The organism is Pseudomonas sp. StFLB209 (assembly GCF_000829415.1).
Lineage (GTDB): Bacteria > Pseudomonadota > Gammaproteobacteria > Pseudomonadales > Pseudomonadaceae > Aquipseudomonas.
This window is the reverse complement of the sequence record NZ_AP014637.1, coordinates 139,270-166,209: the sequence shown is the minus strand read 5'-3', so window position 1 is coordinate 166,209 and position 26,940 is coordinate 139,270. Positions and strand designations below refer to the sequence as shown.

Annotated in this window: 22 protein-coding genes; 8 read left to right on the top strand and 14 right to left on the bottom strand. The window is 62.0% G+C overall.

Going from position 1 to position 26,940, the window contains the following annotated elements; translation table 11 throughout:
• Positions 1 to 97: 97 nt before the first annotated feature.
• Positions 98 to 1,162 carry an ABC transporter substrate-binding protein gene (locus PSCI_RS00670; protein WP_045481458.1) on the bottom strand — a complete coding sequence of 355 codons (1,065 nt, stop codon included), beginning with the start codon at positions 1,160 to 1,162 and terminating at the stop codon, positions 98 to 100.
• Between the two features lie 332 nt (positions 1,163 to 1,494).
• On the opposite strand from PSCI_RS00670, the gene PSCI_RS00665 reads away from it, so the two are divergent.
• Positions 1,495 to 2,214, top strand: coding sequence for a UTRA domain-containing protein (locus PSCI_RS00665; protein WP_045481456.1), 720 nt, complete (start codon positions 1,495 to 1,497; stop codon positions 2,212 to 2,214).
• Positions 2,215 to 2,481: 267 nt separating this feature from the next.
• On the opposite strand, the gene PSCI_RS00660 is transcribed toward PSCI_RS00665, so the two are convergent.
• The 5 genes from PSCI_RS00660 to minC form a co-directional block, all read right to left on the bottom strand.
• Complete coding sequence (locus PSCI_RS00660; RefSeq protein WP_045481454.1) at positions 2,482 to 3,771, bottom strand: M18 family aminopeptidase; 1,290 nt, start codon at positions 3,769 to 3,771, stop codon at positions 2,482 to 2,484.
• A 131-nt stretch (positions 3,772 to 3,902) separates the two neighbouring features.
• A complete protein-coding gene (locus PSCI_RS00655) occupies positions 3,903 to 4,538 on the bottom strand; it encodes an RluA family pseudouridine synthase (protein WP_045481451.1) in 636 nt (211 codons plus the stop codon).
• Between the two features lie 100 nt (positions 4,539 to 4,638).
• Positions 4,639 to 4,899 carry a cell division topological specificity factor MinE gene (gene minE / locus PSCI_RS00650; RefSeq protein WP_045481448.1) on the bottom strand — a complete coding sequence of 87 codons (261 nt, stop codon included), beginning with the start codon at positions 4,897 to 4,899 and terminating at the stop codon, positions 4,639 to 4,641.
• 3 nt (positions 4,900 to 4,902) lie between these two features.
• Entirely contained in the window at positions 4,903 to 5,712 is an 810-nt protein-coding gene (gene minD / locus PSCI_RS00645; RefSeq protein ID WP_045481444.1) for a septum site-determining protein MinD, read from the bottom strand.
• 221 nt (positions 5,713 to 5,933) lie between these two features.
• Positions 5,934 to 6,677: a septum site-determining protein MinC gene (gene minC / locus PSCI_RS00640; RefSeq protein ID WP_045493656.1), complete on the bottom strand. Its 744-nt coding sequence runs from the start codon at positions 6,675 to 6,677 to the stop codon at positions 5,934 to 5,936.
• Positions 6,678 to 6,798: 121 nt separating this feature from the next.
• On the opposite strand from minC, the gene PSCI_RS00635 reads away from it, so the two are divergent.
• Both PSCI_RS00635 and PSCI_RS00630 read left to right on the top strand, forming a co-directional pair.
• A complete protein-coding gene (locus tag PSCI_RS00635) occupies positions 6,799 to 7,728 on the top strand; it encodes a lipid A biosynthesis lauroyl acyltransferase (RefSeq protein ID WP_045481441.1) in 930 nt (309 codons plus the stop codon).
• Between the two features lie 26 nt (positions 7,729 to 7,754).
• Positions 7,755 to 8,930 carry a patatin-like phospholipase family protein gene (locus PSCI_RS00630; RefSeq protein ID WP_045481438.1) on the top strand — a complete coding sequence of 392 codons (1,176 nt, stop codon included), beginning with the start codon at positions 7,755 to 7,757 and terminating at the stop codon, positions 8,928 to 8,930.
• 123 nt (positions 8,931 to 9,053) lie between these two features.
• On the opposite strand, the gene PSCI_RS00625 is transcribed toward PSCI_RS00630, so the two are convergent.
• Complete coding sequence (locus tag PSCI_RS00625; protein WP_045481435.1) at positions 9,054 to 11,498, bottom strand: TonB-dependent receptor; 2,445 nt, start codon at positions 11,496 to 11,498, stop codon at positions 9,054 to 9,056.
• 177 nt (positions 11,499 to 11,675) lie between these two features.
• On the opposite strand from PSCI_RS00625, the gene PSCI_RS00620 reads away from it, so the two are divergent.
• The 3 genes from PSCI_RS00620 (at position 11,676) to PSCI_RS00610 (ending at position 15,657) form a co-directional block, all read left to right on the top strand.
• Entirely contained in the window at positions 11,676 to 12,623 is a 948-nt protein-coding gene (locus PSCI_RS00620) for an aldo/keto reductase (RefSeq protein WP_045481431.1), read from the top strand.
• 119 nt (positions 12,624 to 12,742) lie between these two features.
• Complete coding sequence (locus PSCI_RS00615; RefSeq protein WP_045481428.1) at positions 12,743 to 13,192, top strand: hypothetical protein; 450 nt, start codon at positions 12,743 to 12,745, stop codon at positions 13,190 to 13,192.
• A gap of 11 nt (positions 13,193 to 13,203) precedes the next feature.
• Positions 13,204 to 15,657 carry an alpha/beta hydrolase gene (locus tag PSCI_RS00610; protein ID WP_045493653.1) on the top strand — a complete coding sequence of 818 codons (2,454 nt, stop codon included), beginning with the start codon at positions 13,204 to 13,206 and terminating at the stop codon, positions 15,655 to 15,657.
• A gap of 62 nt (positions 15,658 to 15,719) precedes the next feature.
• Here the strand turns inward: PSCI_RS00610 and PSCI_RS00605 are convergent, their stop codons facing one another.
• The 3 genes from PSCI_RS00605 to PSCI_RS00595 form a co-directional block, all read right to left on the bottom strand.
• Complete coding sequence (locus PSCI_RS00605) at positions 15,720 to 16,985, bottom strand: cation:dicarboxylate symporter family transporter (RefSeq protein ID WP_045481425.1); 1,266 nt, start codon at positions 16,983 to 16,985, stop codon at positions 15,720 to 15,722.
• 67 nt (positions 16,986 to 17,052) lie between these two features.
• Complete coding sequence (locus tag PSCI_RS00600) at positions 17,053 to 18,261, bottom strand: aminotransferase class I/II-fold pyridoxal phosphate-dependent enzyme (RefSeq protein ID WP_045481421.1); 1,209 nt, start codon at positions 18,259 to 18,261, stop codon at positions 17,053 to 17,055.
• Positions 18,258 to 18,932: an RraA family protein gene (locus PSCI_RS00595; protein ID WP_045481417.1), complete on the bottom strand. Its 675-nt coding sequence runs from the start codon at positions 18,930 to 18,932 to the stop codon at positions 18,258 to 18,260. The genes PSCI_RS00600 and PSCI_RS00595 overlap by 4 nt, the downstream gene beginning before the upstream one ends.
• Positions 18,933 to 19,068: 136 nt before the next feature.
• On the opposite strand from PSCI_RS00595, the gene PSCI_RS00590 reads away from it, so the two are divergent.
• Positions 19,069 to 19,974, top strand: a complete 906-nt coding sequence (locus tag PSCI_RS00590) for a LysR family transcriptional regulator (protein WP_045481413.1) — start codon at positions 19,069 to 19,071, stop codon at positions 19,972 to 19,974.
• Between the two features lie 41 nt (positions 19,975 to 20,015).
• Here the strand turns inward: PSCI_RS00590 and PSCI_RS00585 are convergent, their stop codons facing one another.
• The 4 genes from PSCI_RS00585 to PSCI_RS00570 form a co-directional block, all read right to left on the bottom strand.
• Positions 20,016 to 21,986: a BCCT family transporter gene (locus tag PSCI_RS00585; RefSeq protein ID WP_045481409.1), complete on the bottom strand. Its 1,971-nt coding sequence runs from the start codon at positions 21,984 to 21,986 to the stop codon at positions 20,016 to 20,018.
• A 186-nt stretch (positions 21,987 to 22,172) separates the two neighbouring features.
• A complete protein-coding gene (locus PSCI_RS00580; RefSeq protein WP_045481406.1) occupies positions 22,173 to 22,955 on the bottom strand; it encodes an OmpA family protein in 783 nt (260 codons plus the stop codon).
• A gap of 55 nt (positions 22,956 to 23,010) precedes the next feature.
• Complete coding sequence (locus PSCI_RS00575) at positions 23,011 to 23,424, bottom strand: DUF4398 domain-containing protein (RefSeq protein ID WP_045481402.1); 414 nt, start codon at positions 23,422 to 23,424, stop codon at positions 23,011 to 23,013.
• A gap of 249 nt (positions 23,425 to 23,673) precedes the next feature.
• A complete protein-coding gene (locus tag PSCI_RS00570) occupies positions 23,674 to 23,982 on the bottom strand; it encodes a hypothetical protein (RefSeq protein ID WP_045481399.1) in 309 nt (102 codons plus the stop codon).
• Positions 23,983 to 24,112: 130 nt separating this feature from the next.
• Here PSCI_RS00570 and ppc point away from each other — a divergent pair, with 130 nt between their 5' ends.
• A complete protein-coding gene (gene ppc, locus PSCI_RS00565; protein ID WP_045481395.1) occupies positions 24,113 to 26,749 on the top strand; it encodes a phosphoenolpyruvate carboxylase in 2,637 nt (878 codons plus the stop codon).
• Positions 26,750 to 26,940 lie beyond the last annotated feature (191 nt).

Genomic DNA, 26,940 nt, shown 5'->3' with positions numbered 1-26,940 from the left:
GCGAAGGCAATATTCCAGGCGCTTAAGATGCAGCGTCTGTCTCGGCCCATTCGCGGCTAAAGCGGATCGCCGCCCGGCCGCTCCTACCGTGGGTCGGTCAATTCATCTCGATGATGACTTGCTCGTTCCACTTTTGCGGCAAGGCCTTGGAGGTTTTTTCCCAGGCATCGGGGTTCTTGATCGGTGTCACGTGCTTGTACTGCTCGTTGGGCAGCAGCTTGGCCTTGACCTCGTCCGGCAGGGTGATGTGCTCGGCGCGGATTGGCCGGGCGTTGCCCTTGGCCAGGTTGATCTGCCCGGCATCACTGAAGATGTACTCACGGGTCAGCTTGGCTGCATTGGGGTGCTTGGCGTATTTGTTGATGATCGTGGTGTAGCCGGAAATCACCGAGCCATCGGACGGAATCAGCACCACGTAGTCATCGGGTTTGGCCATCTTGGCTTTGTAGCTCAGGCCGTTGAAGTCCCAGACCACTCCGACTTCGATTTCACCTTTCTCGATGGTCTGGATGGTCGGGTTGGCCAGCGACAGGCGCTTCTGCTTCGCCAGTTCGGTGAACAGTTGCAGGCCCGGCTCGATGTTGGTTTCGTCGCCCTTGAAGGCAAACGAGGCGGCCAGCACACCATTGGCGGCTTGCGCGGCGGTGCTGACGTCACCGATGGAGACCTTGTACTTGCCGGTTTTCAGATCGGCCCAGCTTTTTGGAATTTCCGATCCGTGCAGCAGGTTCTTGTTGACGATAAACGCGATGGTGCCGGTGTAGGCCAGCGCCCAGTGGCCGTCCTTGTCCTTGGCCCAGTCCGGTACCTGCTCCCAGGTGCTCGGCTTGTAAGGCTGGGTCACGCCCTTGGCCGTGGCGATCGGGCCGAAGGCGGCGCCCACGTCACCGATGTCGGCGCTGGCGTTGTCTTTCTCGGCATCGAACTTGGCCACTTCCTGGGCCGAACTCATGTCGGTATCGCTGTGCTTGAGGCCGTACTTGGCGGTCAGGTCAGCCCAGGTGCCTTTCCAGTTGGCCCAGTCATCAGGCATGCCGACGCTGTTGACCGCGCCTTCGGCACGGGCGGCGTCTTCCAGGGATTTCAGATCAGTGTTCGCGAAGGCCGTGTTGCTCAGGGCAATGGCTGAACCCAGCAGTGATGCCAACAAAAGGTGTTTCATTCGAAGCTCCTTGATGCACATGCGGCAAGAGGGTGGTCTTGGTCTAGATCAGCAATACCTGAGCCAAATTAGGCGCCTTGCATGACATTTTCGTGTCGGCATGGGGTGTGCAATGGAAAAATCCGTTGCTCAGGTCGCTCTGGGTGTACAGCGTAGACCAAGCTTGAACCCTTGATCGGCAAGGTGTTGCAACAGATTGTGATCTAGTCTTGGCTGACCTCGACGAGCAATTGTCACAGGACAGTCATCTGTGCGAACTAGGCTATCGAGCCAGATGCCAGAAGGCTCTGGTGCTCACTTATGGCGCTGGACTAGACCATTCAGGACGCTCAATGCGCGACGATGAACCACGAGCCGTTGTCACTATCGGCAAAGCCTTGCAGGAGCAGATTGAGAGCGGCCTGCTGCCGCCGGGCAGCAAGCTGCCGGCAGAGCGACGACTCAGCGAAGTATTCGCCACCACGCGCATTACCCTGCGCGAGGCCTTGTTGCAACTGGAAGCTCAAGGATTGATCTACCGGGAAGAACGCCGCGGCTGGTTCATCTCGCCACCACGCCTGGCCTATGACCTCAACAGCCGCAGTCACTTTCATGCCATGGTCAGCGCCCAGGGACGGCAGGCGCATACCCAGCTGCTCTCGGCCCGCCTGCAACCGGCTTCGGCTGTCATCTGCCAGCGGCTGCAACTGCCGGCGTTGTCCAGTGTGATTCAGATCTGCCGCGCCCGGCGCATCGATCAACGTCTGGTGCTGTATGTGGAGCACTACCTGCGCCCCGAGTGCTTCCCCGGCATCCTCGACTGTGACCTGAGCCAATCACTGACCGAGCTTTATACCGAGCGCTATGGGTTGCAATACGGGCGGGTCAACTTCGAACTGTCACCCACCGCCCTGCATGCCGAAGCCGCCGCCGCCCTGAAAGTCTCGATCGGCACGCCTGGGTTGTGCATCGCCAGAGTCAATCATGACCGCAACGGACGACTGATCGACTGCGACCTGGAATACTGGCGGCATGATGCGATACGGGTCAGTGCCGTGATGGGTGGGGACTGAAGGAACTGCTGCCACTGGCGTTAAGCTTCTGCTTTTGCTCTTCGAGCCGGGATGGCATAGACGACGCCGACCGCCAAGTCGGCGCCGGAGTGAGGGAATCCCGCTTGAAGCGGGACTAGCCGTGGCAAGCGCTGAACTGACTCCCAAAGTAACTCGCCCAGCAGGGCGAAACCTGCAGTCCAGAAACCGCGAAAAAGGATTTTCTATCGCTGCGCAGATCACGCCTTTTCGCGGCTAGCCGCTCCTGCGGGCGAAGGCCGTCAATGGTCAAGGCAACTCGTTACTGGTGTAGAACGCGCCCAGGACTTTGACCAGGTGCGCCAGATCATGACTGCCCGCCAGCTCGCGAATCGAATGCATCGCAAAGGTCGGCAAGCCAATATCTACCGTGCGAATACCCAGATGACTGGCAGTGATCGGCCCAATGGTCGAACCACAGCCCATATCACTGCGTACCACGAAACTCTGCACCGGCACTTCCACCGCCATGCACAGATGACGGAAAAAACCGGCTGTTTCACTATTGGTCGCGTAGCGCTGGTTATTGTTGACCTTGATTACCGGGCCGGCATTGAGCTTGGGACCATGATTGCCATCATGCTTGTCGGCATAGTTAGGGTGCACCCCATGGGCATTGTCGGCAGAGATCAACAACGAGCGCTGGATCGTGCGCACGTAATCTTCATGATCACTGACCAGCCGCTGAACGATCTGCTCCAGCATCGGCCCGTCGGCGCCACAGGCTGAAGCCGAACCGATTTCCTCGTGATCGGTACAGACCAACAGGCAGGTTTCCTCGCTGTCGCTGCCCAGCAGCGCCTGCAGGCCGGCGTAGCACGACAGCAGGTTGTCCAGCCGCGCACCGGCGATGAAGTCGCCATTGAGGCCAATCACCGCGGCGCTCTGGGTGTCGTAGAAGCTCAGCTCGTAGTCGAGCACCACGTCGGCATTGAGATCGTGCTCACGGGCCAGTTGATCGGTGAGCAAGGCGCGGAAGTCCGGGCGTTCATCACCGGCCACCTGGGCGAGAATCGGTGGCAGCTCGATCTGCGGGTTGATCTGCCAGCCTTCGTTGGCGGTACGGTTGAGGTGAATCGCCAGGTTGGGGATCACCGCAATCGGCTGTTTGAAATTGACCAGCTGACTCTCGACCTTGCCGTCACGGCGGAAGGTCACACGCCCTGCCAGCGACAGGTCGCGGTCGAACCAGGGGGCAAGCAACGCGCCGCCGTAGACTTCCACACCCAGTTGCCAGAAGCCCTGGCGTTGCAGCTCCGGCTGTGGCTTGACCCGCAGGCACGGGCTGTCGGTGTGCGCGCCGACCATGCGGATGCCGCTGATCAGCGGTGAGTGGCGGCCCATGCGCCAGGCGACGACGGATGAGTCATTGCGGGTCACGTAATAGCGGCCGCCAGCCTCGACGGCCCAGGTGTCACGCTCGTCCAGGCGCTGGAAGCCACCGGCCTCCAGATGTTGCACCAGGGTCGCGGTGGCATGGAACGGGGTAGGCGAGGCCTTGAGGAAGTCGATCAGGCCCTTGTTCAACTCTTCACGCATAAGTCACTCCAGACAGCAATGGCGCGAGTTTAACGCATTGGCTGGCAATATGGCGCTTGTAGGAACGAGTGTGCTCGCGAAGGCGGTAGCCTTCGCCGCTAAAGCGGCTCCTACGGGTACGTGACAAAATCTCAGAACGGTGCCGGGCACTCGAAGCGTAACCGCTCGCCGCTGACCGGGTGGGTGAAGCTCAGCATGCTGGCATGCAGGCACAGGCGTGGATACGCCGCCAGTGCTTGCGGGTGGGCATACAGGCCGTCACCGAGCAGTGGATGACCGATCGACAGCATGTGCACACGCAACTGGTGCGAGCGTCCGGTGATCGGGGTCAGTTCGACGCGGCAATGGTCGGCGGCCCGTTCGAGGACTTTCCAGAACGTCAGGGCGTGTTTGCCATGCTCGTGGTCCACCACATGGCGCGGTTTGGTCGGCGGGTCGTAGCGCAGCGGCAGGTCAATGCTGCCGCTATCCAGCGTCGGCTGGCCCCAGCACAGCGCGGTGTAGGCTTTCTCGGTCTCGCGGTCGTGAAACTGCCGCGACAGTTCGCGGTGGCTGTCGGCATCACGGGCCAGCAGGATGATGCCGGAGGTTTCCCAGTCCAGGCGATGCACGATGCGGGCCTCGGGGTAACCGTTTTCCTGCAGGCGGGTAATCAGGCAGTCCTTGTTGTCTTCGGCGCGGCCAGGAACCGACAACAGAAGCGTGGGCTTATCGATTACCAGGACGGCACTGTCCTGATGGAGGATGCGGATATTCGACAACGGCATGCGGGTAGACGGCCTCGGTACGCTATGAAAAATGCCAGCGGCGCAAGCAGCGACCCTCGACGGATGAGGGTTGCCGGTTGCGCCGCTGGCGACTGCCGGATCAGCGATCGGGCAGGGTGACGTTGAGTTCCAGAATCGAGCAGCTACCCTGGTTTTCCAGAGCGACCTGCACTTGATCGGACTCGATGTTGACGTATTTGCGGATCACTTCCACGAGTTCCTTCTGCAACGCAGGCAGGTAGTCGGGGGTGCTGTTACCGCGTTGGCCGCGCTCGTGCGCCACGATGATCTGAAGACGCTCCTTCGCAACCGAAGCGCTGCTGGCTTTCTTGCGGTCACGAAAGAAGTCGAAAATATTCATGCGTTAACCCCCGAACAGACGTTCAAAGAATCCTTTCTTTTTCTCATCCAGGAAGCGATGTTCCCGGTCCTTGCCAAGCAGGCGGTCGACGGCATCACTGTAAGCCTGGCCGGCGTCGCTCTGTTCATCGAGGATCACGGGAACACCCTGGTTGGACGCTTTGAGCACGGCCTGGGATTCAGGAATCACGCCCAGCAGGGTCACTGCTAGAATTTCCTTGACGTCATCCACGCCGAGCATTTCGCCCTTGCTGACGCGCTCCGGATTGTAGCGGGTCAGCAGCAGGTGTTCCTTGATCGGGTCTTCGCCGTTTTCGGCGCGGCGCGATTTGCTGGCCAGCAGCCCCAGCATGCGGTCGGAGTCACGGACCGAAGACACTTCAGGGTTGGTGACCACAATGGCTTCGTCGGCGAAATACATGGCCAGGTGGGCACCGGTTTCGATACCGGCCGGCGAGTCGCAGACGATGTATTCGAAGGACTGGCGCAACTCGTTGAGCACGCGTTCGACGCCGTCTTTGGTCAGGGCTTCCTTGTCGCGGGTCTGGCTGGCTGCCAGCACGTACAGGTTTTCGATCTTCTTGTCCTTGATCAGCGCCTGCTGCAGGTTGGCTTCGTTGTTGACGACGTTGACGAAGTCGTAAACCACGCGGCGTTCGCAGCCCATGATCAGGTCGAGGTTACGCAGACCGACGTCGAAGTCGACGATCACGGTCTTGTGGCCGCGCAGTGCGAGGCCGGTACCGATGGCGGCGCTGGTGGTGGTCTTGCCCACACCACCCTTGCCGGATGTAACTACGAGAATCTTGGCCAAGGTGTTTCACCCCTAGAGGATACGGACTATTGAAAGTCCCTGAAGAGCGTCCCTTGAAGCGGCGTCAGTAGAGCAATGCCGGAAATCATCAAATCATCGGCCTTTTATAGCGTCCCGTCGGGTGGCGCTGGATAAAACACACGTGTTTCTGAATTTCCTACAACCTTTGCTACGTTTTCGCGACGAGTCAGAGATGCTTAGGTAAATAGCGGCAGTATCCGTTAAAGCCGAATGATGTTCAACACGTCCCCGGACAGGCTGACCTGTACGCCGGTGCCCCATAACGGGTCCCTGCGCAGGTCTTCCGAAACCTTGTACTGACCGGCGATCGAGACCAGTTCGGCGCCCATCTGCTGGCAAAAGATCCGGGCCTTGGTGTCTCCTTTGATGCCGGCCAGTGCCCTGCCGCGCAACGGGCCATACACATGGATGTTGCCATCGGCCAGAAGTTCCGCACCGGGGCTCACTGGCGCTACCACGACCAGGTCGCCGCCCTGAGCATAGATCTGTTGCCCACCGCGCACCGGTGAGGTAATGACGCGGGTTGGCCGGACGGTCGGCTCGGGTGGCTTTTCCGGGGCTTTCGGCGCTGGCGGCGCGGCTTCTATCGGCTCCAGCGGCCGCTCGCGGGCACCGGAGGGCGGCAGCACCGGCAAGTCGATGGCAATCGCTGCGGCGATGTCTTCGATGCGGCTGGCGCGGATCGCCAGGGTCCGCAGGCCATGCTGACGGCAGATACGCACCAGACCCGGCAGGTCGACCGTGCCTTGCTGGGGCGCAATCTTGTCCAGAGCCAGAATCAGCGGCGTATTGCTGAAGAAATTCGGGGCCAGGGCGACCTTGGCTGCCAGTTGTCTGTCCAGAGCCTCAAGGTCAGTGCGTGCCAGTTCCATAACGGTGATGGCCAGCATGCTGCCCTTGAGCTGAAACACGGGGTCGAGGTTTTGCGATTCGGTCTGACTCATGGTCGGCATAGACAACAGCTTGTCGCTAAAAGTGCCGAGACTTATAACGAGAACATCCGTCAGCCGCAAGCCATGGCGAACCGATGTAGAATGCGCGGCCATTGTCCTGACGGAAGCCTAAATGGACCGCCCGCATTTTCGACCGTATTTTTTGCACCCGCGTTTCTGGGCCCTGTGGCTGGGCCTGGGGCTGCTGTGGCTGATCGTGCAGTTGCCGTACCGGCTGCTGCTGGTGCTTGGCCGCTGGCTGGGGCTGGTGATGTACGGGTTTGCCGCTGATCGAAAATACATTGCCGCACGCAACCTGGAGCTGTGTTTCCCTCAGTTGTCGGCGGCCGAGCGCAAACGCCTGCTCAAGGAAAACTTCGCCTCTACCGGCATTGCCTTCTTCGAGATGGCCATGAGCTGGTGGTGGCCACGACAGCGGCTGGCCAGACTGGCGCACATCGAGGGTTTGCAACACCTGCGTGAGGCGCAGCAGGCTGGCGAGGGCGTGATCCTCATGGCCCTGCATTTCACCACCCTGGAGGTCGGCGCGGCGCTGCTCGGCCAGCAACACACCATCGATGGCATGTACCGCGAGCACAAGAACCCGCTGTTTGACTTCATCCAGCGCCGGGGCCGTGAGCGGCACAACCTCGACTCGCTGGCGGTCGAGCGCGAGGACGTGCGTGGCATGCTTAAACTGCTGCGCAAGGGCCGGGCTATCTGGTATGCCCCGGATCAGGACTATGGCGCCAAACAGAGTGTCTTTGTGCCGCTGTTCGGCATCCAGGCCGCGACCGTGACCGCAACCAGCAAATTTGCCAAGCTGGGCAAGGCTCGCGTGGTGCCGTTTACCCAGCAGCGTCTGGCCGATGGCCGTGGTTATCGGCTGGTGATTCATCCGCCGCTGGAGCAGTTTCCCGGTGAAAACGACAAAGCCGATTGCCTGCGTATCAATCAATGGGTAGAAAAGGCCATTACCGAGTGCCCTACGCAATACCTGTGGGCGCACCGGCGCTTCAAGAGTCGGCCAGAAGGTGAGCCGAGGCTGTACGCGAAAAAATAAAAAATGGATGACTGAGGTTCGTTTTGATGGCTGAACCCGCAGTAGTTGGATCTTCAGATCAGGCCGTGACAGGCCTGATTCTTTCCGGTGGCGGTGCGCGTGCCGCCTATCAGGTCGGGGTTCTGGCCGGTATCGCCGACCTGCTGCCGTATGGCGCAATGAATCCGTTTCCGGTGATCGTCGGCACCTCGGCCGGCGCGATCAATGCGGTGAAACTGGCCAGCGACGCCATGCGCTTTCGCGTGGCGGTCCATCAACTGACCCTGTTCTGGCAGAACTTTCGCAGCCATCAAGTGCTGCGCAGCGACTGGCCAGGGGTGATTCGCCAGGCCAGCCGCTTTGTCGGCAAGAGCCTGCTGGGCCTTGGTTCCCAAGCTCCGGTGGCGCTGCTCAACAGCTCGCCGTTGCGTGATCTGCTCAACGAGCGCATGGACCTGTCAGGCATCGAGCAGGCCATCGAGGCGCAACACTTGCGCGCGGTGGCGGTGACGGCGTTTGGTTATGAGTCTGGTCAGGCGGTGACCTTTTACCAGGGCAAAGGCAGTATCGAGCCCTGGTTGCGTCATCGGCGCGTGGGCCTGCCTTCGCGCTTGACCGTGGACCACCTGCTGGCCAGCTCGGCGATCCCGTTGTTGTTTGCGCCGGTCAAGGTCGAGCAGGAATATTTCGGTGACGGCGCGGTGCGTCAGTCGGCGCCGATCAGCCCGGCGCTGCATTTGGGGGCCAACCGGGTGCTGGTCATCGGGGTCAGCGGCAACCCGCGCGGGGTGCAAGCCCAGCCTCAGGTGCACCGGGTTACCACGGGGAATCAGCCGAGCATGGCGCAGATCAGCGGTCACCTGCTCAACAGTACGTTTATTGACAGTCTGGAAGGCGACATCGAGCTGCTGGAACGGCTCAATACCCTCAGTGCACTGCTGCCCGACGAACAGGCGCGCCGTCAGCCGGGTATGGCGCCAGTCGAGGTACTGGTGATCTCGCCGAGTCGCCCGCTGGACGAAATCGCCGCACGCCATCGCCACGAGCTGCCGCCAGCCTTGCGCACCTTTCTGCGCGGCCCGGGCGCGACCAAGACCAGCGGCGCCAGTGTTTTGAGCTACCTGTTGTTCGAAGCAGGCTATTGCAGCGAACTGATCGAACTGGGCCGGCACGACGCCAAGGTGCAGGGCGAAGAGCTCAAGCGGTTTCTGCGTATTGCCTGATTGAACCTGTGGGGCCTATCGCGCAGCAAACACATGACCCCGTAGGAGCCGCTTCAGCGGCGAAGGCTAGCGGCGGAGCCTTCGCGGCTGAAGCCGCTCCTACGGCGGGTCATAGCGCCGTTATCAGAACCCGACAGTGGCCGACAGCAGGTAGGTACGCGGGGTCGACAGGGTCAGGCCTGGTTCGCTGTCGTCGGAGGCACCGGCCGAGGCCCAGTAGGCTTTGTCCAGAACGTTCTCGACATTGGCGCGCAGGGTGACGTCGGTGCTGTTGACCTTGAAGGCGTAGCGCGCGCCGAGGTCCACCCGTTGCCAGCTATCGATGGACTTGCTGTTGGCCTGGTCCAGATATTGCGAGCTGGAGTGGATGCCGCGGGCGGTCAGGGTCACGCCCTGTACGCCTGGCACATCCCATTCGGCGCCGAGATTGACGTTGTACTTGGGCGTGGCCGGTGCGCGGTTGCCGTCATAGACACCATTGACCGTGTCGGTCAGTTCGCTGTGGATGTACATCACCCCGCCCAGCAGGCGCACGCCTTGCAGCGGTTCACCGAACACGTTTAACTCCAGGCCGGTGTTTTCACGCTTGCCGCTGGGGCCGAATACCCGTGTGGTGGCGTTGGTCTCGTAGGCCGGCTGCTTGACCCGGAACACGCTGGCGGTGAAGGCCAGCGAACCCAGGTCGTATTTGCTGCCGATTTCGACCTGACGGCTGATGAACGGCGCGAAGATCTGGTTTTCGTTGATCGAGGTCGACGGGGCGATTTTGCCCAGGCTCAGGCCTTCCATGTAGTTGGCGTACAGCGACCACTGATCGGTGACCTTGTACACCACGCCGCCGGAGGGCGAGAACTTCTTCTCGTCGTAGGCCGTCTCGCCACGCACACCATCGCTCCAGTCTTCGACCTGCACCCGCTGGAAGCGTCCACCCAGGGTGACCAGCAGACGGTCATCAAAGAACCCCAGGGTGTCGGCCAGGCCGATACTGTCGAAGCGGTTCTCGGTGTAGTCCTTTGAGTCCAGGCGGGTCGGGGTGTTCGGCAGAGCGCGTTGCACCGGGTTGTAGATATTGCCCGCTGCGGTGGCATAACGCGCGCCGCCGTTGGTGAAGTCCATGTAAAAGTGCGTGGCCGAGATGTTCAGCTCGTGGCTGACCGGGCCGGTCTGCAGCCATTTGCGCGCCCCCACGGTGGCGGTGCGTACGCTCTCGTCACGGGTGAAGAAGCGTGGCGAGACAGTGAAGTCGCCGGCGTTGTTGCTGACCGACACTGCATGACGCATGAACTCGTGGTTGCTCTCGCGGGCGCCGACCGCGCCGTAGACCATGAACGAGTCGCTGATGTCGTATTCGGCGTTCAGATCGCCGAAGGTGTCGTTGGTACTGGCCCAGCTCCAGGCCTGGGCGTAGTTCTTGTCGATGGCGCCGGCACTGGGGACCCGGGCGTTGGCGCCGACCTGGATACGCTCCTGTGGCGCATCGGTATCGCGTTCGGTGCGGCCGATATCCGCCGAGACGCGCAGTCGCTCGCCACGGAAATCCAGACCCAGCACCGACAGTTCGCGGTCAACGTGCTGGTGATCCCACTCAGTATCACCGGACTGCTTCACGCTGTTGAAGCGGATGCCGTATTCATTGTTGTCACCAAAACGCCGGCCCAGATCCACGGCACCGCCAACCTGGCTGTCGGAGGCGACGCTGCCGGTGAACTCGGTAATGGGTTTATCGGTGGCGCGCTTGGCGACCACGTTGACGCCGCCGCCGATGCTGCCGCGTGGCGAAATGCCGTTGAGCAATTGGTTGGTGCCTTTGAACACGTCAACCCGGTCGGCCATTTCCATGTCGATGGAGTAGGTCGGCAACACGCCGTACAGGCCGTTGTACGACACATCGGTGTTGAACAGGCTGAAGCCACGAATGGTGAACTGCTCGAAGCGCCCGCCGGCCGGGTTGGTGGCGCGCACCGACGGGTCACTGGCCACCAGATCACTGAGGGTCCGGGCCTGCAGGTTCTTGGCGGTTTCGCTGGTATAGGTGGTACTGCTCAGCGGCGTGTCCATGAAGTCCCGCGAGCCGAGCAGGCCCAGCGAACCGCGCCGCGCCACCTGATTACCGGCGTAGCGCTCACCGTCACCGTTGAACGACAGAATACTGGTGCTGACGATCGCGGTGCTGCCCAGTTCCAGCGTGCCTGCGCCGGACGCCTGAGGGGCCGGAACCAGGGTGTAGCTGCTGTTGCCCACGCTTTGCAGTTGCAGGCCGCTGCCTTGCAGCAGCCGGGCAAAGCCGTCTTCGACACTGTAGCTGCCAGACAGGCCGGTGCTTTGCCGACCCTGGACCAGTCCTGGCTCTACCGACAGGCTGACCCCGGCCAGCCCGGCGAAACGGGTCAGCGCCGAGCCGAGATCGCCGGCCGGGATGTCATAGCTTTGCTGCTGGGTCTGCGCAACGGCCATTTGCGGCAGCAGCGCGGGTACGCCCAAAGCCAGGCCCATGCCCAGGTTCAGGCACAACGTTGAGCGGGAAATCGAGGACGCCAGAAGCGAACGGCGGCGTGGCAGTGCGGGCATTGAGGTGCTCTCTTTTTGAGTACTGATAAGACTCATGACACGCGAGACAGGAAAAGGGGACAGGCCTGCCAAAAAAATCTGCCCGCAGAGCGATTTAATCCCGATGTCATCGAACCGACGGGGCTCTGCGGGGTTCCGATACTCAGCTATTTAATGCAATCGAGGGGGGAGACCATCATGCAACGACGCACTCTGGGCGCGACCGGTTTCGACATTTCGCCGCTGGTATTCGGCGGCAATGTATTGGGCTGGACCATCGATGAGAAAACCAGCTTTGCGGTGCTGGACGCCTTTATCGACCACGGTTTCGATGCCATCGACACCGCTGACGTCTACTCGGCCTGGGCTGAAGGTAATCAGGGCGGAGAGTCGGAAACCATCATCGGCAACTGGCTGCAGGCCCGGCCGGGGCTGCGCGACAAGATCCGGTTGTTTACCAAGGTCGGTTCGCAGATGGGCAGCGAAGAGTGCAAAGGCTTGTCGCAGCGCTGGATCGATCAGGCCGTGGAAGCGTCACTGGCGCGGCTGCAGACCGATTACATCGACCTGTACTTCTCTCACTGGCCCGATCCTGACGTCGCTTATCAGGAAACCCTGGCGGCTTACGGCAAGCTGCTCGGAGAAGGCAAAATCCGCAGCATCGGCGCGTCCAATCTCAATTATGAGCAACTGGTCGAGGCCCTGACTGTCGCCCAGCAACCGGGCCTGCCGTCCTATCAGGTGCTGCAACCGGAGTTCAACCTGTACGACCGTGAAGGCTTTGCCGGCGACCTGCAGCAACTGTGCATCCATGCCGATATCGGTGTGGTGACCTACTACAGCCTGGCGTCGGGCTTTCTGTCCGGCAAATACCGCTCCGAGGCTGACCTGCACAAGAGCCAGCGCGGCGGCAGCATCGGCAAATACCTCAACCGCCGCGGCCTGGCGATTCTCGATGCGCTGGACGACGTGGCGATGACCCACAGTGCCAGCCCCTCGGAAGTGGCACTGGCCTGGCTGCTACGCCAGCCCGGCGTCACGGCGCCGATTGTCAGCGCAACCAGCGTGGCCCAGGTCGAAAGCCTGGCCCGTGCGGCGACCTTGCAATTGAGTGATGAAGAGGTGCTGCGCTTGAGCAGGCTTTGATTGATCGCTACTGAATAGGTCGACCCGAGCGTCAAGTCGAAGGGTATAGCGGGATGCTTACCCGCTGCTGCACAACTCGCTACACTCGCCAGCTTTCAAGGATTTTCCCGGGACCTGGAATGCCACCTTCATCCTCGCCGCAGCGCAAACACCTTATCCGCTGGCTTTATCTGGTTGCCGGTGGGCACCTGCTGGGCGGGTTGCTGCTCAGTTGGGCGGCGCCCAGCGGGCTGTTCGATCAGTATCTGGCGTCGCTGGAACAGGCGTTCTGGGGAGGCATTGCACCGCTCGCGGCGCGTGAGCAGCAGACCTGGTGGCTGGCGCTGTTTGGTGCGACCTTGCAGAGTTATTCGCTGTACATGCTGGCGTTGATTCATATCGGCAGCCGCGTGCGCCAGCCGATGGTCTGGGGCTGGCTGATGGCCGGGCTGCTGCTGTGGGCGCCGCAGGATATTGTGATTTCCTTGCAGGCCGGCGTCTGGTCGCATCTGCTGATCGACAGCCTGGCGCTGCTCGCGCTGGTACCGCCGTTGCTGTGGCTGTACCGTCATGACCGGAGTGCAGCGTGAGCAAGCCCTTGATGTACCTGTTGGCCGGCAACGGCAGCACCGCCCGCTGGTGGGATGATGCGCTGCCACACTTTCACCACTACCGGGTTCAGGCGCTGGAGTTGCCGGGCTTTGGGGACAACCCCGAGCCACCCTGCAGTGACCTTGATGGTTATGTCAGTGCGCTGATCGCTGCCACCCGGCCCGGCAATGCGATCATGGCCGTGGGTGTCAATGCCTTGCTGGTGTTGCATGCCTTGCAGCGTCAGCCGGGGCACTTTTCTCGCAGTGTATTGCTGGCGCCGGTGGGCGCCTTTCTTTGGCAGCGGCGGCTTCCGGCGCTGATGTCGCCGCTGCCGATTCGCAAGACCATCCATTGGCTGCTGGCCAATCGACCGACCTTGTTCGCCAGCAAGTTTTCCCGTCGCAGCTGGACCCCGGCGCAGTACCAGCGCATGGGCGAGGGTTATGCGCGCTGCCGGGCGTTTGTGCCGTATTGGGATCTGCTGCGCGCCAGCACCGCGCTGCCATTGCTGGAATGGGTCCAGGACCCGGTCGAGCTGGTATGGGGCGATCAGGATGGCGTGCTCGGCATCGAACAGGCGGCGGCCTGGTCGGCGATTCTGGCGCGGGCCGATTTGCGCATCAGCCTCAAAGCGGGCTGGGGACATTACCCATGGATCGATGATCCGGCCGGTTTCGTTGGCTGGCTGGAGTCGGGCGAGCAGGGCTTTGTCGCCCACACCAAGGGCGGCCGCCTGCAGCTGGCGCAAATGGCCGGGCAACCGGTGCCGGCGGCGCTGGTTGTGCAGAGCAGCAGCGACTCGCGCCTGCCAGAGTTACTGGGCGCGGCGGCCGATACGCTTTGGGCGGTGCGCTCATCCAGTTTTAGCGAGGATCAGGCCGATGCTGCCAATGCCGGGTTGAGCACCACCTTCCTGCGTGTTACGCCCCAAGAGCTGAGCGCACGGGTTGATGAGCTGCTTGGTGCGGGTGTCGAGCAAGTGGTGGTGCAGCGCTTCATCAAACCAGTGATTTCCGGTATTGGTTTCGTGCGCCATCTGGCGGTCGAGCTGGAGTGGGTCGAGGGGCACCTGGAGTCGCTGGCCGACGGCCAGGTCAGCCCACAGCGGGCGACTATTTCCCGATTGGGTGAGGCGTGGAGCAGCGGGGCATTCACGGCTTGTCACGGGTTGACGCAAACGATGCTCTGGGACTTTCTGCAAGGCGTGTTGCGGGTTTTTCACTACGTGCCAGGCGATGTGGAATGGGCCTGGGACGGCCAGCAGTTATGGCTGTTGCAGTACCGGCCGATCAGCGATTACGGCTGGCGTCGGCATTTGACGGCAGCGAATATCGCCGAGATCCTGCCGCCGCAGCCGAGCCGGTTTGTCGAGTATGGCCAGCGCCGTGCTGCTGCGAGTATTCCGGCGATCATGGCGGGTTGGGATGCGCGGGTGTTGCAGGATAACGAACCCTTCACCGCCGTGTTTGGCGGCGCGTCGTATATCAACAATGACCTGTTCCTGGCGCGTCTGGCCGATTGGGGCATCCCATCGAGCCACTATGCCGGTGAAGTCGGCGGCGCCACGCCGCACCTGCCGATGCGACCCTGGCGGCTGTTGCGCTCATTGCCGGTTTTGCTGCGCATGCAGCGTATTGCGCGTAGGCACCTGTTGACCCTTGAGCAACAGCTGCAGCGCTTCGACGCCGAACTGGCGCAACAGGTCGAGCAGGGCGCCAACGGCCAGCAACTGGCCGACTGGTTCAGCCGCTTCTACGTGTTCGTGGTGCAGGGCAACCTGTGCATTGCCACTGCGTTGGCCAGCAGTGGTGGGGCGGCGCTGGGCCGGCCACCGACGGCATACGACAACCTGCAAAACTGCCCGCACCGGCTGCCTTGGGAAACTGACCCTGGCACGCCACGACCGGCACTGACCGCCTTGCCGCTACAGGCTTTCCCGCAATGGCCGCTGGCAATCGGCCTGGCGCACAAAGTCGGCTTGCCAGGACTGCGTGGCTACTACCTGCAAGTGCGCGAGTGGTATCGCGACAACCTGATGCGCATTTTCTTTCGTCTGCATCACGCCATGCCCGAGGCCGAGCGCGGGCATTGGTTCGCGCCGCATCCTGACGTGCGCAACCGCGATGGCAGCTTCTGGCAGGACGGCCGTGAAGGCCGCGAGCAGGCGGCCGGGTTCATGATTTATCCGGGGCAGGTGCGCGGCGTTCTGGGCCAGGACATTTTGCTCGAAGACACCCTCGATCCTGGCCGTCATGCGCATTACCAGGCCGCCAAAGCGGTGATTGCGCGAATGGGCGGACGGTTGTCGCACGGCTCGACGCTGTTGCGTGAACTGCGCAAGCCATCGGCCGTGCTGCCGCAGGTTGACCCGGCCTGGCTGGGTCAGGAAGTGATTTACCGCGATGGGGTCTTGCGGCGCGTGGAGCAAAATCCGCCGAATCCAGAACAGCCGCTGTCTTGAAAGATTGGCGCCAGCAGAACTGCCTACACGTTTACTGAGGCAGTTCTGCCGACAACCCTGTCTTAGCGTGCGTTCAGATCTTCTGCTTGCTGTGGTTGTACACCATCACGTTGTTCCCATCGTGCTATCACCAGCGGCGCAAGAGCATTGCCCAGCACATTGAGGGCGGTGGTGGGCATCTCCATCAGGCGGTAGACGCCGGCGATGAAAGCCACGCCTTCGAGCGGCAGACCGGCACTGGCCAGGGTGGCGGACAGGATCACAAACATGAACCCCGGCACGCCTGCTGCGCCCTTGGAGGTCAGCACCATGGTCACCACCAGCAGTGCCTGCTGGGTGAGCGACAGCTCGATACCGTATAGCTGCGCGACAAACAGGGTGCCGATACCGAGAAACAGCGAAGCACCGTCCAGGTTGAACGAATAGCCCACCGGCACCACGAAGCTCACCAGCGAACGTGGCGCGCCGTAGCTCTCCAGCTTCTTCATCAGTTGTGGCATCACCGCGGCGGAGCTGGCGCTGGAGAAGGCCAGCAACAGTTCATCCTTGATGTGGCGCATCAGTCCGAACAGGCTGATGCCGTTGTAACGCGCAATACTGCCCAGCACTACCAGCGTAAAGAACAGGATCGCCACGTAACTGACCAGAATCAGCTTGCCCAGCGGCAGCAAGGAGCTGAAGCCGAAGTTCGATACCGTGACGGCGATCATGCCGAACACCCCGATTGGTGAGTAGGCCATGATCATTGAGGTCACCCGAAACATCGCATCCGAGACTGCGCGCAGGGTGTCGATCAGCGGTGCCTTGCGGGCTTCATCGAGTTGCCCGACTGCCAGACCGAACATCACCGCGAAAAACAGCACCGACAGCAGGCTGCCCTGGGCCATGGCGTTGATGATGTTGTCCGGGATGATGCCGACGATGATCTGGCCCAGGCCGCGATGGGCATCGGCGCCCGGTACTGTGATGGCAGCGGCTTTGAGACTGCCCAGTTCAGTGCCCGCACCAGGTTGCAGCAGGTTGCCGATCAGCAGGCCGATGATGATCGCCGTAGTGGTCACTGCGAAGAAATACAGCAGCGCCCGCACGCCGATGCGCCCCAGTGCCTTGCCGTCACCATGACCGGCGATGCCGACCACCATGCACGAGAAGACGATGGGCACCACGATCATTTTCATCAGCTTGATGAAGATGTCGCCGGCCGGTTGCAGGACGTTGGCCACCAGCCATTGTTTCGAGTCCGGGAATTCATGCAGCAGCGCGCCAAGGGCGATGCCGGCCACCAGACCGATGAGGATTTGCCAGACCAGGGGGATACGAGGTTGCATAGAGACACCCTAAATGCGTTGTTGTTATAGGCAGCGTCTGGCCATCCCTGGCCGCAGTATCCATTAATCAGCTCAGGCGCTCTGCGGCGTCCTTGAAGCGGCGGCATCCTTGTTCGATGACCTCAATGGCACTGGCAAACGACAGGCGAATATACGGCGACATGCCGTAAGCCGCGCCGCCTACCGTGGCCACACCGGCCTCGTTGAGCAACCAGGTCACCACGTCGGTGTCGCTGTGCAGCACGGCACCTTCCGGCGTACGTTTGCCGAGCAGGCCCGAGACATTGACGAAGGCATAGAACGCACCCGCCGGCGGCGTGCAGCTCAGGCCGGGAATCTCTGCCAGCAGATCCAGCATCCGTGCCCGACGCTGCTGGTAGATCTCGCGCATCGCCGCGATGGGCTGCTGGTCACCGGCAAATGCTGCGACGGCTGCGGCCTGGCTGATCGAGCTGGGGCAGGTGGTGGTCTGCGACAGCAGCTTGGCAACCGCCGCGATCAGAAACGCGGGGCCGGCACCGAACCCCAGGCGCCAGCCAGTCATGGCGTAGCCCTTGGACGCACCGTTGATGATCAGGGTGCGCTGCTTCAGGTCTGGGGCGACATTGAGCAGTGATACATGCCGCGCCTCGCCGAACACGAAATGCTCGTAGATTTCGTCGGACATCACCAGCACCTGTGGGTGGCGACGCAAGACGTTGGCCAGCCCCGACAGCTCGGCCTCGCTGTACACCGCACCGCTGGGGTTGTTGGGGCTGTTGAGGATCACCCACTTGGTGCGTGGAGTGATGGCTTGTGCCAGCTCCTGCGGGCTGAGCTTGAAGCCCTGCGCCTCGCTGCCGGGGATGATCACCGGGTTGGCGCCGTTAAGGCGGGCAATGTCCGGGTATGAGACCCAATACGGCGTGTGCACGATCACTTCATCGCCAGGGTTCAGGGTCGCGGCCAGGGCGTGGTAGATGATGTGCTTGCCGCCGCAGCCGGCGACCACTTCATCAACCGTATAAGGCAGGTCGTTGTCGCGTGCCAGTTTGGTGACGATGGCCTGGCGCAGCGCCAGGGTGCCGGTGGTGGCGGTGTAGTGAGTGTCTCCGCCGCGCAGGGCCGCTTCGGCCGCTATGAGGATGTGCTCCGGGGTGTCGAGGTCTGGCTCGCCTACGGTTAAATTGACGATATCGCGACCTTCGGCGCGCAACTGGCTGACCAGCGCGTTGGCGGCGATGCTCGGCGAGGGCTGGATGTCCAGCAGGCGCTGGGAGAGAAAAGCGTGGCTCACAGGTCGTTCTCCAGCAGGCCGAATTTCTTCAGTGGGGCTTCGATCCACGATTGACTGGGGTTGCCGGTGGCGATCTCGGCTTTAACTGCTTCTTCGAACTCGGCATGCCGGGCCGCTGCGCGCAGGACGTCGTCGGCCAGTGCCTGCGGGAAGGCCACCAGGCCGTCTTCGTCGCCGACGATCAGGTCGCCCGGTTCGATGATCATGCCGCCAATCGACACCGGTACGTTGATTTCGCCAGGGCCGGTCTTGTACGGGCCGCAGTGCACCACGTCACGGGCATAGCAGGGCACGTCTTCGAAGCTGGCGACATCGCGGATCGCACCGTCGATCACGAAGCCCACGCAGCCGCGCTGCAGCGCATACAGCTTGATCAGCTCGCCGATCATGGCGTTGGTGGTATCGGCCTGGCCGTCCACCACCAGCACATGGCCGGGCTGCAGCAGGGTCAGCGCCTTGTAGATGTACAGGTTGTCGCCGGGGCGGGTCTTGACTGTCAGTGCGGTACCCACCAGCTTGCCGGAGCGGTTGTAGCGGGTCAGGCCACGGGCACCAATGTGCCGGCCCAGATTGTCGCTGATGTGCGGGGTGACCACATTGTGCAGGGCTTGAACCACCGCGCTGGAGGCCAGCGGTGGCGAAGGCAGGATGCGGGTGCCGGGTAATGACATGAGAACCTCCGGTTGGGTGAGCGCCGATCAAGGCTGTGGTCCGGATGGTAGGGCTGGCGTATAAATACTTTTAGCGATATTTTTCGCTGATTAACCATCACTAAAATGAATGTAAAGACGTCCAGGAGCGCACCGGGTGGTCACTTTCAAGCAGATGGAAGCGCTGTTCTGGATTGCCGAAACCGGCAGTTTCGAAGCTGCCGCCAATCATCTGAACATGTCGCAGTCAGCCATTTCCAAACGCATTCAGGAGCTGGAAGACACCTTTGAGGTTCAACTGTTCGACCGCAGCAAACGCAACGCCCGGCTGACAGAAAAGGGTGCCGAACTGCTCGACTGTACCCGCGAGTTGCTGGAGCGCCGCGACGTGCTGCTTGAGCGCATCAGCTCGCAGAACGTGCTGGTGCGCCGCCTGCGCCTGGGGGTGACTGAGCTGACTGCATTGACCTGGCTGCCGGCGTTCATCGACGCGATTCGCCAGGCTTATCCCAAGGTGCAGATCGAGCCTACTGTCGAACTGAGCAGCGAGCTGTTGCGCAAGCTGGAGGGCGATCAACTGGACGTGATCGTGATGCCAGATGTGCTCGACGATGTACGCTTTGTCTCGGTCCCGCTGCAGAGCGTCGACAACACCTGGATGTGCGCACCGGGCATGCTGCCGGCTGACCGCACGGTGGACCTGACCGAGCTGGCGCAGGTTACCGTGCTGACCCAGGGGGCGAGTTCCGGCACCGGGCTGATCTATGAGCGCTGGCTGGCCCTGCACGACATTCAGTTGCCACGTACGCTGACCAGCCACAATCTGCTGGTGCAGGTCGGCCTGACCATCTCTGGTATCGGTGTAAGTTATCTGCCGCAGAACTGCTTGTCACACCTGACCGGACGCGGGGTGCTGCAAGTGGTGCGCACCCTGCCTGAACTGCCGCCCATTCAATACGCCGCGATCTACCGTGCAGATCGCCGCCATGGCATCAACCCGCACATCGTCGAACTGGCCAGCCAGCATTGTGATTTTGCGCGGTTGTTGATGGCGATGGGCTGAGCGAGGTTATTTACCAGGCCCAGGCCGCGCCCTGATTCGGTTCAGTCACCGACCAGATGCAAGAAGTGCATGTGCCGCTCGTACTGGTCGAGGATGTCGCCGATCACGTCTTCGCGTGACCAGCCCATCACATCATGGTCCTGGCCGCCTTCGCGCAGGTGCACTTCGGCGCGGAAGTACTTGCGCTCTTCGCTCTGGGTATCACCCATCACGAAACTGGGCATCGCATAGGCCTTGGGAATCACCGCATACAGGTATTCAGGGTTGTCCAGCGGGCCGACGGTCAGCCTTACACTGCCATCCTCACCGTCGTCCACCTGGCAGGCATAGCCCTGGCGACGCCACTCTTCGGCCACCGATACACAGGCCGGTTTGGCCACTTCGCTGATAAAGCGCACCACGTGGGCGCGACGCGGGAACATCGCCATGTTGCGCAAGCGCCGCTGCCAACTGCCGGGGGTACGGGCGGTGGACGCCGAGATACTGTAGTGGCGCAGGCCGCGTTTGGTCGCGTCGAGCTTCAGCGCTTTGAGCAGGCCGCGCATGCTGAACAGCAGGGCAATGGTGAACGGCAAGGCACTGGCGATAGTCGCTGTCTGCAACGCCTTCAAGCCATCGGCCAGCAACAGGGCGATGGCCACCAGGCCCATGCTCGCCGCCCAGAAGATCCGTTGCCACACCGGGGTGTGGTCATTGCCGCCCGAGGCCAGCATATCGACCACCATGGCCCCGGAGTCAGCCGAGGTGACGAAGAACACCACCACCATGATGATCGCCAATACCGAAATGAAGCTGGCGAACGGGAAGTGCTGCAAGAAGGCAAACAACGCCAGCGCGGTGTCTTTGTCGATGGCAGCGGCCAGGTCGGCCATGCCCTCATCGAGGATCAGGTGAATCGCGGTGTTGCCAAACACGGTCATCCACAACAGGGTGAAGGCGGTCGGCACCAGCAGCACGCCGGTGACGAACTCGCGGATCGTCCGGCCGCGGGAAATGCGCGCGATGAACAGGCCCACAAACGGCGACCAGGCCAGCCACCAGCCCCAGTAGAACAGGGTCCAGCCGCCGATCCAGTCGGACGGCTCATAGGCATACAGGTTCAGGGTGCGGCTGACGATGTCGCTGAGGTAACCGCCGGTGTTCTGTACGAAGGTTTGCAGGATCAACACCGTGGGGCCTAGCAGCACCACCATCAGCAACAGCAACACGGCCAGCCCCAGGTTCAGTTCCGAGAGGCGGCGGATGCCCTTGTCCAGGCCTGAAACCACCGACAGGGTGGCCAGTGCCGTCGTACCGATGATCAGCACAATCTGCACACCGGTACTCACCGGTAAGCCGAACATGGCGTTCAGACCGGTATTGATCTGCGCGACGCCGAAGCCCAGCGAAGTGGCCACCCCCAGCACCGTACCGATGATCGCGAAGATATCCACGGCATGGCCGATCGGGCCGTTGATGCGTTCGCCGATCAGCGGGTAAAGCGCTGAGCGCAGGGTCAACGGCAGGCCATGACGGTAACTGAAGTAGGCCAGAATCAGCGCCACGATGGCGTAGATCGCCCAGGCGTGCAGACCCCAGTGGAAGAACGTGATCTCCATCGACTCGCGCGCCGCCGCCACGCTGTAGCCGTCACCGTAGGGAGGGTTGATGAAGTGCATCACCGGCTCGGCCACGCCGAAAAACATCAGACCGATGCCCATGCCGGCCGAGAACAGCATGGCAAACCAGGTGGTGCTGCTGTAGTCGGGGGTGCTGTGGTCCGGACCGAGCTTGATATCGCCATAGCGGCTGATGCCGAGAAACACCACGGTGCAGAGGATGATTGCGACCGCGAGGATGTAGAACCAGCTGACATTGGTGATGATCCAGTTCTGGATCAGGCTGAACATGGTCTGCGCGGTGCTCTGAAAGGCGCTGGTGAACAGCACCAGCAGCAGAAGCAGGACTGCCGAAATCCAGAACACCGGTGGGTTGAGGGCGGATTTTGGGGTTGGCTCGTTCTTCTGGGCCATAGCTGATTGCGATCTCCGATCAAGCGAATTGCACACGCCGTGGCGCGGGTTGAAACACGGTGCTTAAGCAGGGGCCATGAAGTCCAGCGCGATTGCGACCGTCGCGTACCTGTGCTCGACATGACATCCACAAAAAAGCCCCGCAAGCCAGGGCTGGCGGGGCTTTGGTTAACTCACCTCAAACGATCAGCGCAGGGTCGAACGTGGCGCGACTGGCTGGTTGTCGTTGGAGATGGTGACTTCTACACGACGGTTCATGGCGCGGCCGGAATTGCTGGTGTTGTCGGCCACCGGGTATTCCTTGCCATAGCCCTGAGCGACGATGCGCAGCGGGTCTACACCGGCGCGGACCAGCGCTGCGCGCACCGAATTGGCACGGCGCTCGGACAGTTCCTGGTTGTAGCCAGCGGAGCCGGTGCTGTCGGTGTAGCCTTCGACGATCACTTTGCGGTCAGGGTTTTCCTGCAGGAAGCCGGCCAGCTTGGCAATGTTACCCTGTGCGCCCGGCTTGAGTTCGGCCTTGTTGTAGTCGAACAACACGTCACCGAAGGTCACCAGCGTACCGCGCTCGGTCTGCTTGGCGTTGAGGCTTTCCTTGAGTTTGGCGATCTGCGCGTCGCGCGCATCCAGACGAGCCTTGGCGCGTTCGGCGCCGGCTTTCTGCAGATCGGCTTCAGCGGTACGCAAGGCGATGGTCTGCTTGGCCACTTCGATACGCTGAATGGTCAGGTACGAGAGCTGATCGACCTTCTTGGCGTCTTCGCCGTCACGGAAGGCTTTGTCGGCCTTGGTCAGCCAGTCGTTGGCGTCCTTGGTTTCCAGGGCCGCAACCTTGGTCGCTTCAGGGTTGCTTTGCAGCGCAGAGAAGTTGGTACGCGCTTGTTCCAGGCTTGGGTTCGGCTTGGTAGCACAGGCCCCCAGGGCAACGCTCACGGCCAGCAGGGCAGGGATCATCAGTTGTTTGCGCATGGTTTGGTCGTCCTTAAATCAATGGCGAATACGTGAAAATGCGAAAGGGAGCGGCTTACTGGATCTGACGCTGGCTTTCTTCACGCAGTTCGTTCACACCTTGGCGAGCGTCCTGCACGGCTTTCTGGGCCTTGGCGGCCTGGGCTTTGCGTTCGGCAACGCGCGCGTCCCACTCGGCCTGCTCGGCCAGACGGCGTGCTTCGTCATACTTGTGATCCTGCATGGCCACATCGGCCTGGCGCAGCTTGTCTTGCGCGGATTTCATTTCCACTGCAGCGAACTCGGTGCCACCGGCGCTGACTGCGCTGTTCACCGCAGACTGGGTGACTGCGTACTGTTCCGACGGCGGGTTGCCGGCACAGCCGGCCAGTACCAGAGAGCTACCCAGGGCCAACGCAGCCAGTTTCAGCCCACGCAGACGTGCGAACGGGGTTTTGGCAGTGAGGTTGTTCATGGTCATCAACTCCATTGTTTAACTCCAAGTGCTTGGTTATCCATGACAGTGGCGGCCGGGAAGTGAGGCAAGCGACGCTTGGGCGCCTGTTACCTGCGGTCTGTTCCTGTAATGGCTAATGGGTCGGACCTGTGGCTTTTTTAAATAGTTCAGAGATTTTTCCAGGCTGCCCGGTCAGCTTTTTCGGGGCAGGAAACCACCGGTGTGGCGTGCCGTGAACGCCAAAAGCCCTCCAGGCAGAGGGCTCGGGAAAGACGCGGGGGGTTACCTGAGAATTCGTTGCTCGGCGGCTACGAACGCCGGGGTTTTGCCGGCATCGGCGTACACCGGCTCGCCTTCTTCGACGCGGATCACCTCTGAACCTTGCACGTAGGGAATGGCCGCTTCGGCTTCTTGAAGCGCCGCATGCAGCAGGCCTTCGGTGATGGTCGCTTCATCCAGGCCGTAGGCTTCGGCCAGCGCCTTGATTTTCACCAGGTCGTGACGGTACAGGCTCAGGGTCACTTCACTGCGTTCGTGCTGTTGCCGGGCCTTGGCTTCCCATTCGCTGAGCAGGGTCTGAAAACTGTTCATCAAGATGCCTCCACGAGTGTCGGGTACTGCCTTTGGACCCTTGCGATGTGCCGGGGGTTCGCAAAGGGTTTGGCAGCAGCGGTTTTTTGCGGCACTGTCGGTCTCACAACAACAGTAAGGAGGACTGAGGATGGCCGATATAGATGCCCGTTTGCGCGAAGACGTCCACTTGCTGGGCGAGCTGTTGGGCAACACGATCCGCGAGCAGCGCGGCGCGGACTTTCTCGACACCATCGAGCGCATTCGCAAGGCCGCCAAGGCCGGCCGTCGTGGTTCAGCACAGGGTGCCGAACAGCTCACTGCCAGTGTCGCCAGTCTGGACGAAGATGAGCTGCTGCCGATGGCGAGGGCTTTCAACCAGTTTCTCAACCTGGCCAATATCGCCGAGCAGTACCAGCTGTTGCGCCGCCGCGACGACAGCCAGGCTGCGCCGTTCGAAAGCACGGTATTGCCTGAGTTGCTCGAGCGCCTCACCCAGGCCGGGCACAGTAGCGAGGCGCTGGCCCGCCAGTTGGGCAAGCTGGACATCGAACTGGTCCTCACCGCCCACCCTACAGAGGTGGCGCGGCGCACCCTGATCCAGAAGTATGATGCGATTGCCGATCAACTGGCCGCGCTCGATCACCGCGACCTTAATAGTCAGGAATACGAACAGATCGTCACCCGCCTGCAGCGGCTGATTGCTGAGGCCTGGCACACCGAAGAAATCCGCCGTACCCGGCCCACGCCAGTGGATGAAGCCAAATGGGGCTTTGCAGTCATCGAGCATTCGTTGTGGCAAGCCATCCCCAGTTACCTGCGCAAGGCTGATCAGGCCCTGCACGCTGCCACCGGGTTTCGGCTGCCGCTGGACGCCGCGCCGATCCGCTTTGCGTCGTGGATGGGCGGCGACCGTGACGGTAACCCCAACGTGACCGCCAGTGTGACCCGGGAGGTGTTGCTGCTGGCGCGCTGGATGGCGGCCGATCTGTACCTGCGCGACGTCGACAGCCTGGCCGCCGACCTGTCGATGCAAGAGGCCAGCGCCGAACTGCGCGCCAGAGTCGGCGACAGCGCCGAACCCTACCGCGCCGAACTCAAACACTTGCGTGAGCGGCTGCGGGCCACGCGCAATTGGGCGCATGCTTGCTTGAGTGTTCCCCAGCCCGCGCCAGAGGCGGTGCTGCATGACAACCGCGACCTGCTCGAACCCCTGCAACGGTGTTATCAGTCGCTGCATAACTGCGGCATGGGCGTGATTGCCGATGGCCCGCTGCTTGATTGCCTGCGTCGGGCGGTGACCTTCGGCTTGTTCCTGGTCAGGCTCGACGTGCGCCAGGACTCCAGCCGGCATAGCGCGGCGATGAGTGAGATCACTGATTACCTGGGGCTGGGCCGTTATGAAGACTGGAGCGAAGACGCCCGCATTGAATTTCTCACTCAGGAATTGAGCAGCCGGCGTCCGTTGTTGCCCGCCCATTTCAAGCCGGCTGCCGAGACCTCCGAGGTGTTGGCCACCTGCCGGGAAGTGGCGGCAGCGCCGGCCGCATCGCTGGGCTCCTATGTGATCTCCATGGCCGGTGCGGCTTCGGATGTGCTGGCGGTACAACTGCTACTCAAAGAGGCCGGCGTGCTGCGGCCAATGCGCGTGGTGCCGCTGTTCGAGACCCTGGCCGACCTGGATAACGCAGGACCTGTGCTCGAGCGGCTGCTGGGGCTGCCGGGTTACCGCGCACGCTTGCACGGCCCGCAGGAAGTGATGATCGGCTATTCCGATTCGGCCAAGGACGCCGGCACCACAGCGGCGGCCTGGGCGCAGTACCGGGCCCAGGAAACCCTGGTGAATATCTGCCGCCAACAACAGGTCGAGTTGCTGTTGTTCCATGGCCGCGGCGGTACGGTCGGACGTGGCGGCGGTCCGGCTCATGCGGCGATCCTGTCGCAACCGCCGGGCTCGGTGGCGGGGCGGTTCCGGACCACCGAACAGGGCGAAATGATCCGCTTCAAGTTTGGCCTGCCGGGCATCGCCGAGCAGAACCTCAATCTGTATCTGGCAGCGGTGCTGGAGGCGACGTTGTTGCCGCCACCACTGCCCGAGCCTGGTTGGCGGGCCCTGATGGATCGCCTGGCCGATGACGGCGTTAAGGCCTACCGCGCAGTGGTGCGGGAGCATCCTGAATTTGTCGAGTATTTCCGTCAGGCTACGCCGGAGCAGGAGTTGGGGCGCCTGCCATTGGGCAGCCGTCCGGCCAAGCGACGTGAAGGCGGGGTGGAGAGCTTGCGGGCGATCCCATGGATCTTCGCCTGGACCCAGACCCGCCTGATGCTGCCGGCCTGGCTGGGCTGGGAGGCGGCGCTGGGCAATGCACTGCAGCGCGGTGAAGGCGAGCTGCTGGCGCAGATGCGCGAGCACTGGCCGTTCTTCCGTACCCGGATCGACATGCTGGAAATGGTCCTGGCCAAGGCCGACAGTGATATCGCCCAGCTCTACGATGAGCGTCTGGTCGCTGCGCCACTGCAGCATCTTGGGGCGCATTTACGCGACCTATTGTCGCAGGCGTGCGCGGTGGTGCTGGGCCTGACCGGCCAACAGCGGCTGCTGGCGCACAGCCCCGAGACGCTGGAATTCATCAGCCTGCGCAATACCTATCTGGACCCGTTGCACCTGTTGCAGGCCGAACTGCTGGCCCGCTCGCGCAACCGCGAAGCGCGTCTGGACAGCCCGCTGGAGCTGGCCCTGCTGGTTTCAGTGGCGGGTATTGCGGCTGGGCTGCGCAACACCGGTTAACGGATTGACCCGGGCTTGGCAGGTCAGTGGCGCGGCGTGCGCCGCTGGCACCGCCAGGCTATTTAGCCGACTACTGTAAGGCCTGGCGATGCGGCTGTGGCTGCGACCTTGGGCGGCTTGTGCGGCCAGAGTCGGCTGTGTATCTTGATCAACCTTTTGGCCTTTGGCCGTATTTGAGTTTTTCGATTGGC

Bases quoted from the DNA above. Each gene is read 5' to 3' on its own strand.
- PSCI_RS00670 (WP_045481458.1), bottom strand. From the start codon at position 1,162: ATGAAACACCTTTTGTTGGCATCACTGCTGGGTTCAGCCATTGCCCTG.
- PSCI_RS00665 (WP_045481456.1), top strand. From the start codon at position 1,495: ATGCGCGACGATGAACCACGAGCCGTTGTCACTATCGGCAAAGCCTTG.
- PSCI_RS00660 (WP_045481454.1), bottom strand. From the start codon at position 3,771: ATGCGTGAAGAGTTGAACAAGGGCCTGATCGACTTCCTCAAGGCCTCG.
- PSCI_RS00655 (WP_045481451.1), bottom strand. From the start codon at position 4,538: ATGCCGTTGTCGAATATCCGCATCCTCCATCAGGACAGTGCCGTCCTG.
- minE (WP_045481448.1), bottom strand. From the start codon at position 4,899: ATGAATATTTTCGACTTCTTTCGTGACCGCAAGAAAGCCAGCAGCGCT.
- minC (WP_045493656.1), bottom strand. From the start codon at position 6,677: ATGAGTCAGACCGAATCGCAAAACCTCGACCCCGTGTTTCAGCTCAAG.
- PSCI_RS00635 (WP_045481441.1), top strand. From the start codon at position 6,799: ATGGACCGCCCGCATTTTCGACCGTATTTTTTGCACCCGCGTTTCTGG.
- PSCI_RS00630 (WP_045481438.1), top strand. From the start codon at position 7,755: ATGGCTGAACCCGCAGTAGTTGGATCTTCAGATCAGGCCGTGACAGGC.
- PSCI_RS00625 (WP_045481435.1), bottom strand. From the start codon at position 11,498: ATGCCCGCACTGCCACGCCGCCGTTCGCTTCTGGCGTCCTCGATTTCC.
- PSCI_RS00620 (WP_045481431.1), top strand. From the start codon at position 11,676: ATGCAACGACGCACTCTGGGCGCGACCGGTTTCGACATTTCGCCGCTG.
- PSCI_RS00615 (WP_045481428.1), top strand. From the start codon at position 12,743: ATGCCACCTTCATCCTCGCCGCAGCGCAAACACCTTATCCGCTGGCTT.
- PSCI_RS00610 (WP_045493653.1), top strand. From the start codon at position 13,204: ATGTACCTGTTGGCCGGCAACGGCAGCACCGCCCGCTGGTGGGATGAT.
- PSCI_RS00605 (WP_045481425.1), bottom strand. From the start codon at position 16,985: ATGCAACCTCGTATCCCCCTGGTCTGGCAAATCCTCATCGGTCTGGTG.
- PSCI_RS00595 (WP_045481417.1), bottom strand. From the start codon at position 18,932: ATGTCATTACCCGGCACCCGCATCCTGCCTTCGCCACCGCTGGCCTCC.
- PSCI_RS00585 (WP_045481409.1), bottom strand. From the start codon at position 21,986: ATGGCCCAGAAGAACGAGCCAACCCCAAAATCCGCCCTCAACCCACCG.
- PSCI_RS00580 (WP_045481406.1), bottom strand. From the start codon at position 22,955: ATGCGCAAACAACTGATGATCCCTGCCCTGCTGGCCGTGAGCGTTGCC.
- PSCI_RS00575 (WP_045481402.1), bottom strand. From the start codon at position 23,424: ATGGAGTTGATGACCATGAACAACCTCACTGCCAAAACCCCGTTCGCA.
- PSCI_RS00570 (WP_045481399.1), bottom strand. From the start codon at position 23,982: ATGAACAGTTTTCAGACCCTGCTCAGCGAATGGGAAGCCAAGGCCCGG.
- ppc (WP_045481395.1), top strand. From the start codon at position 24,113: ATGGCCGATATAGATGCCCGTTTGCGCGAAGACGTCCACTTGCTGGGC.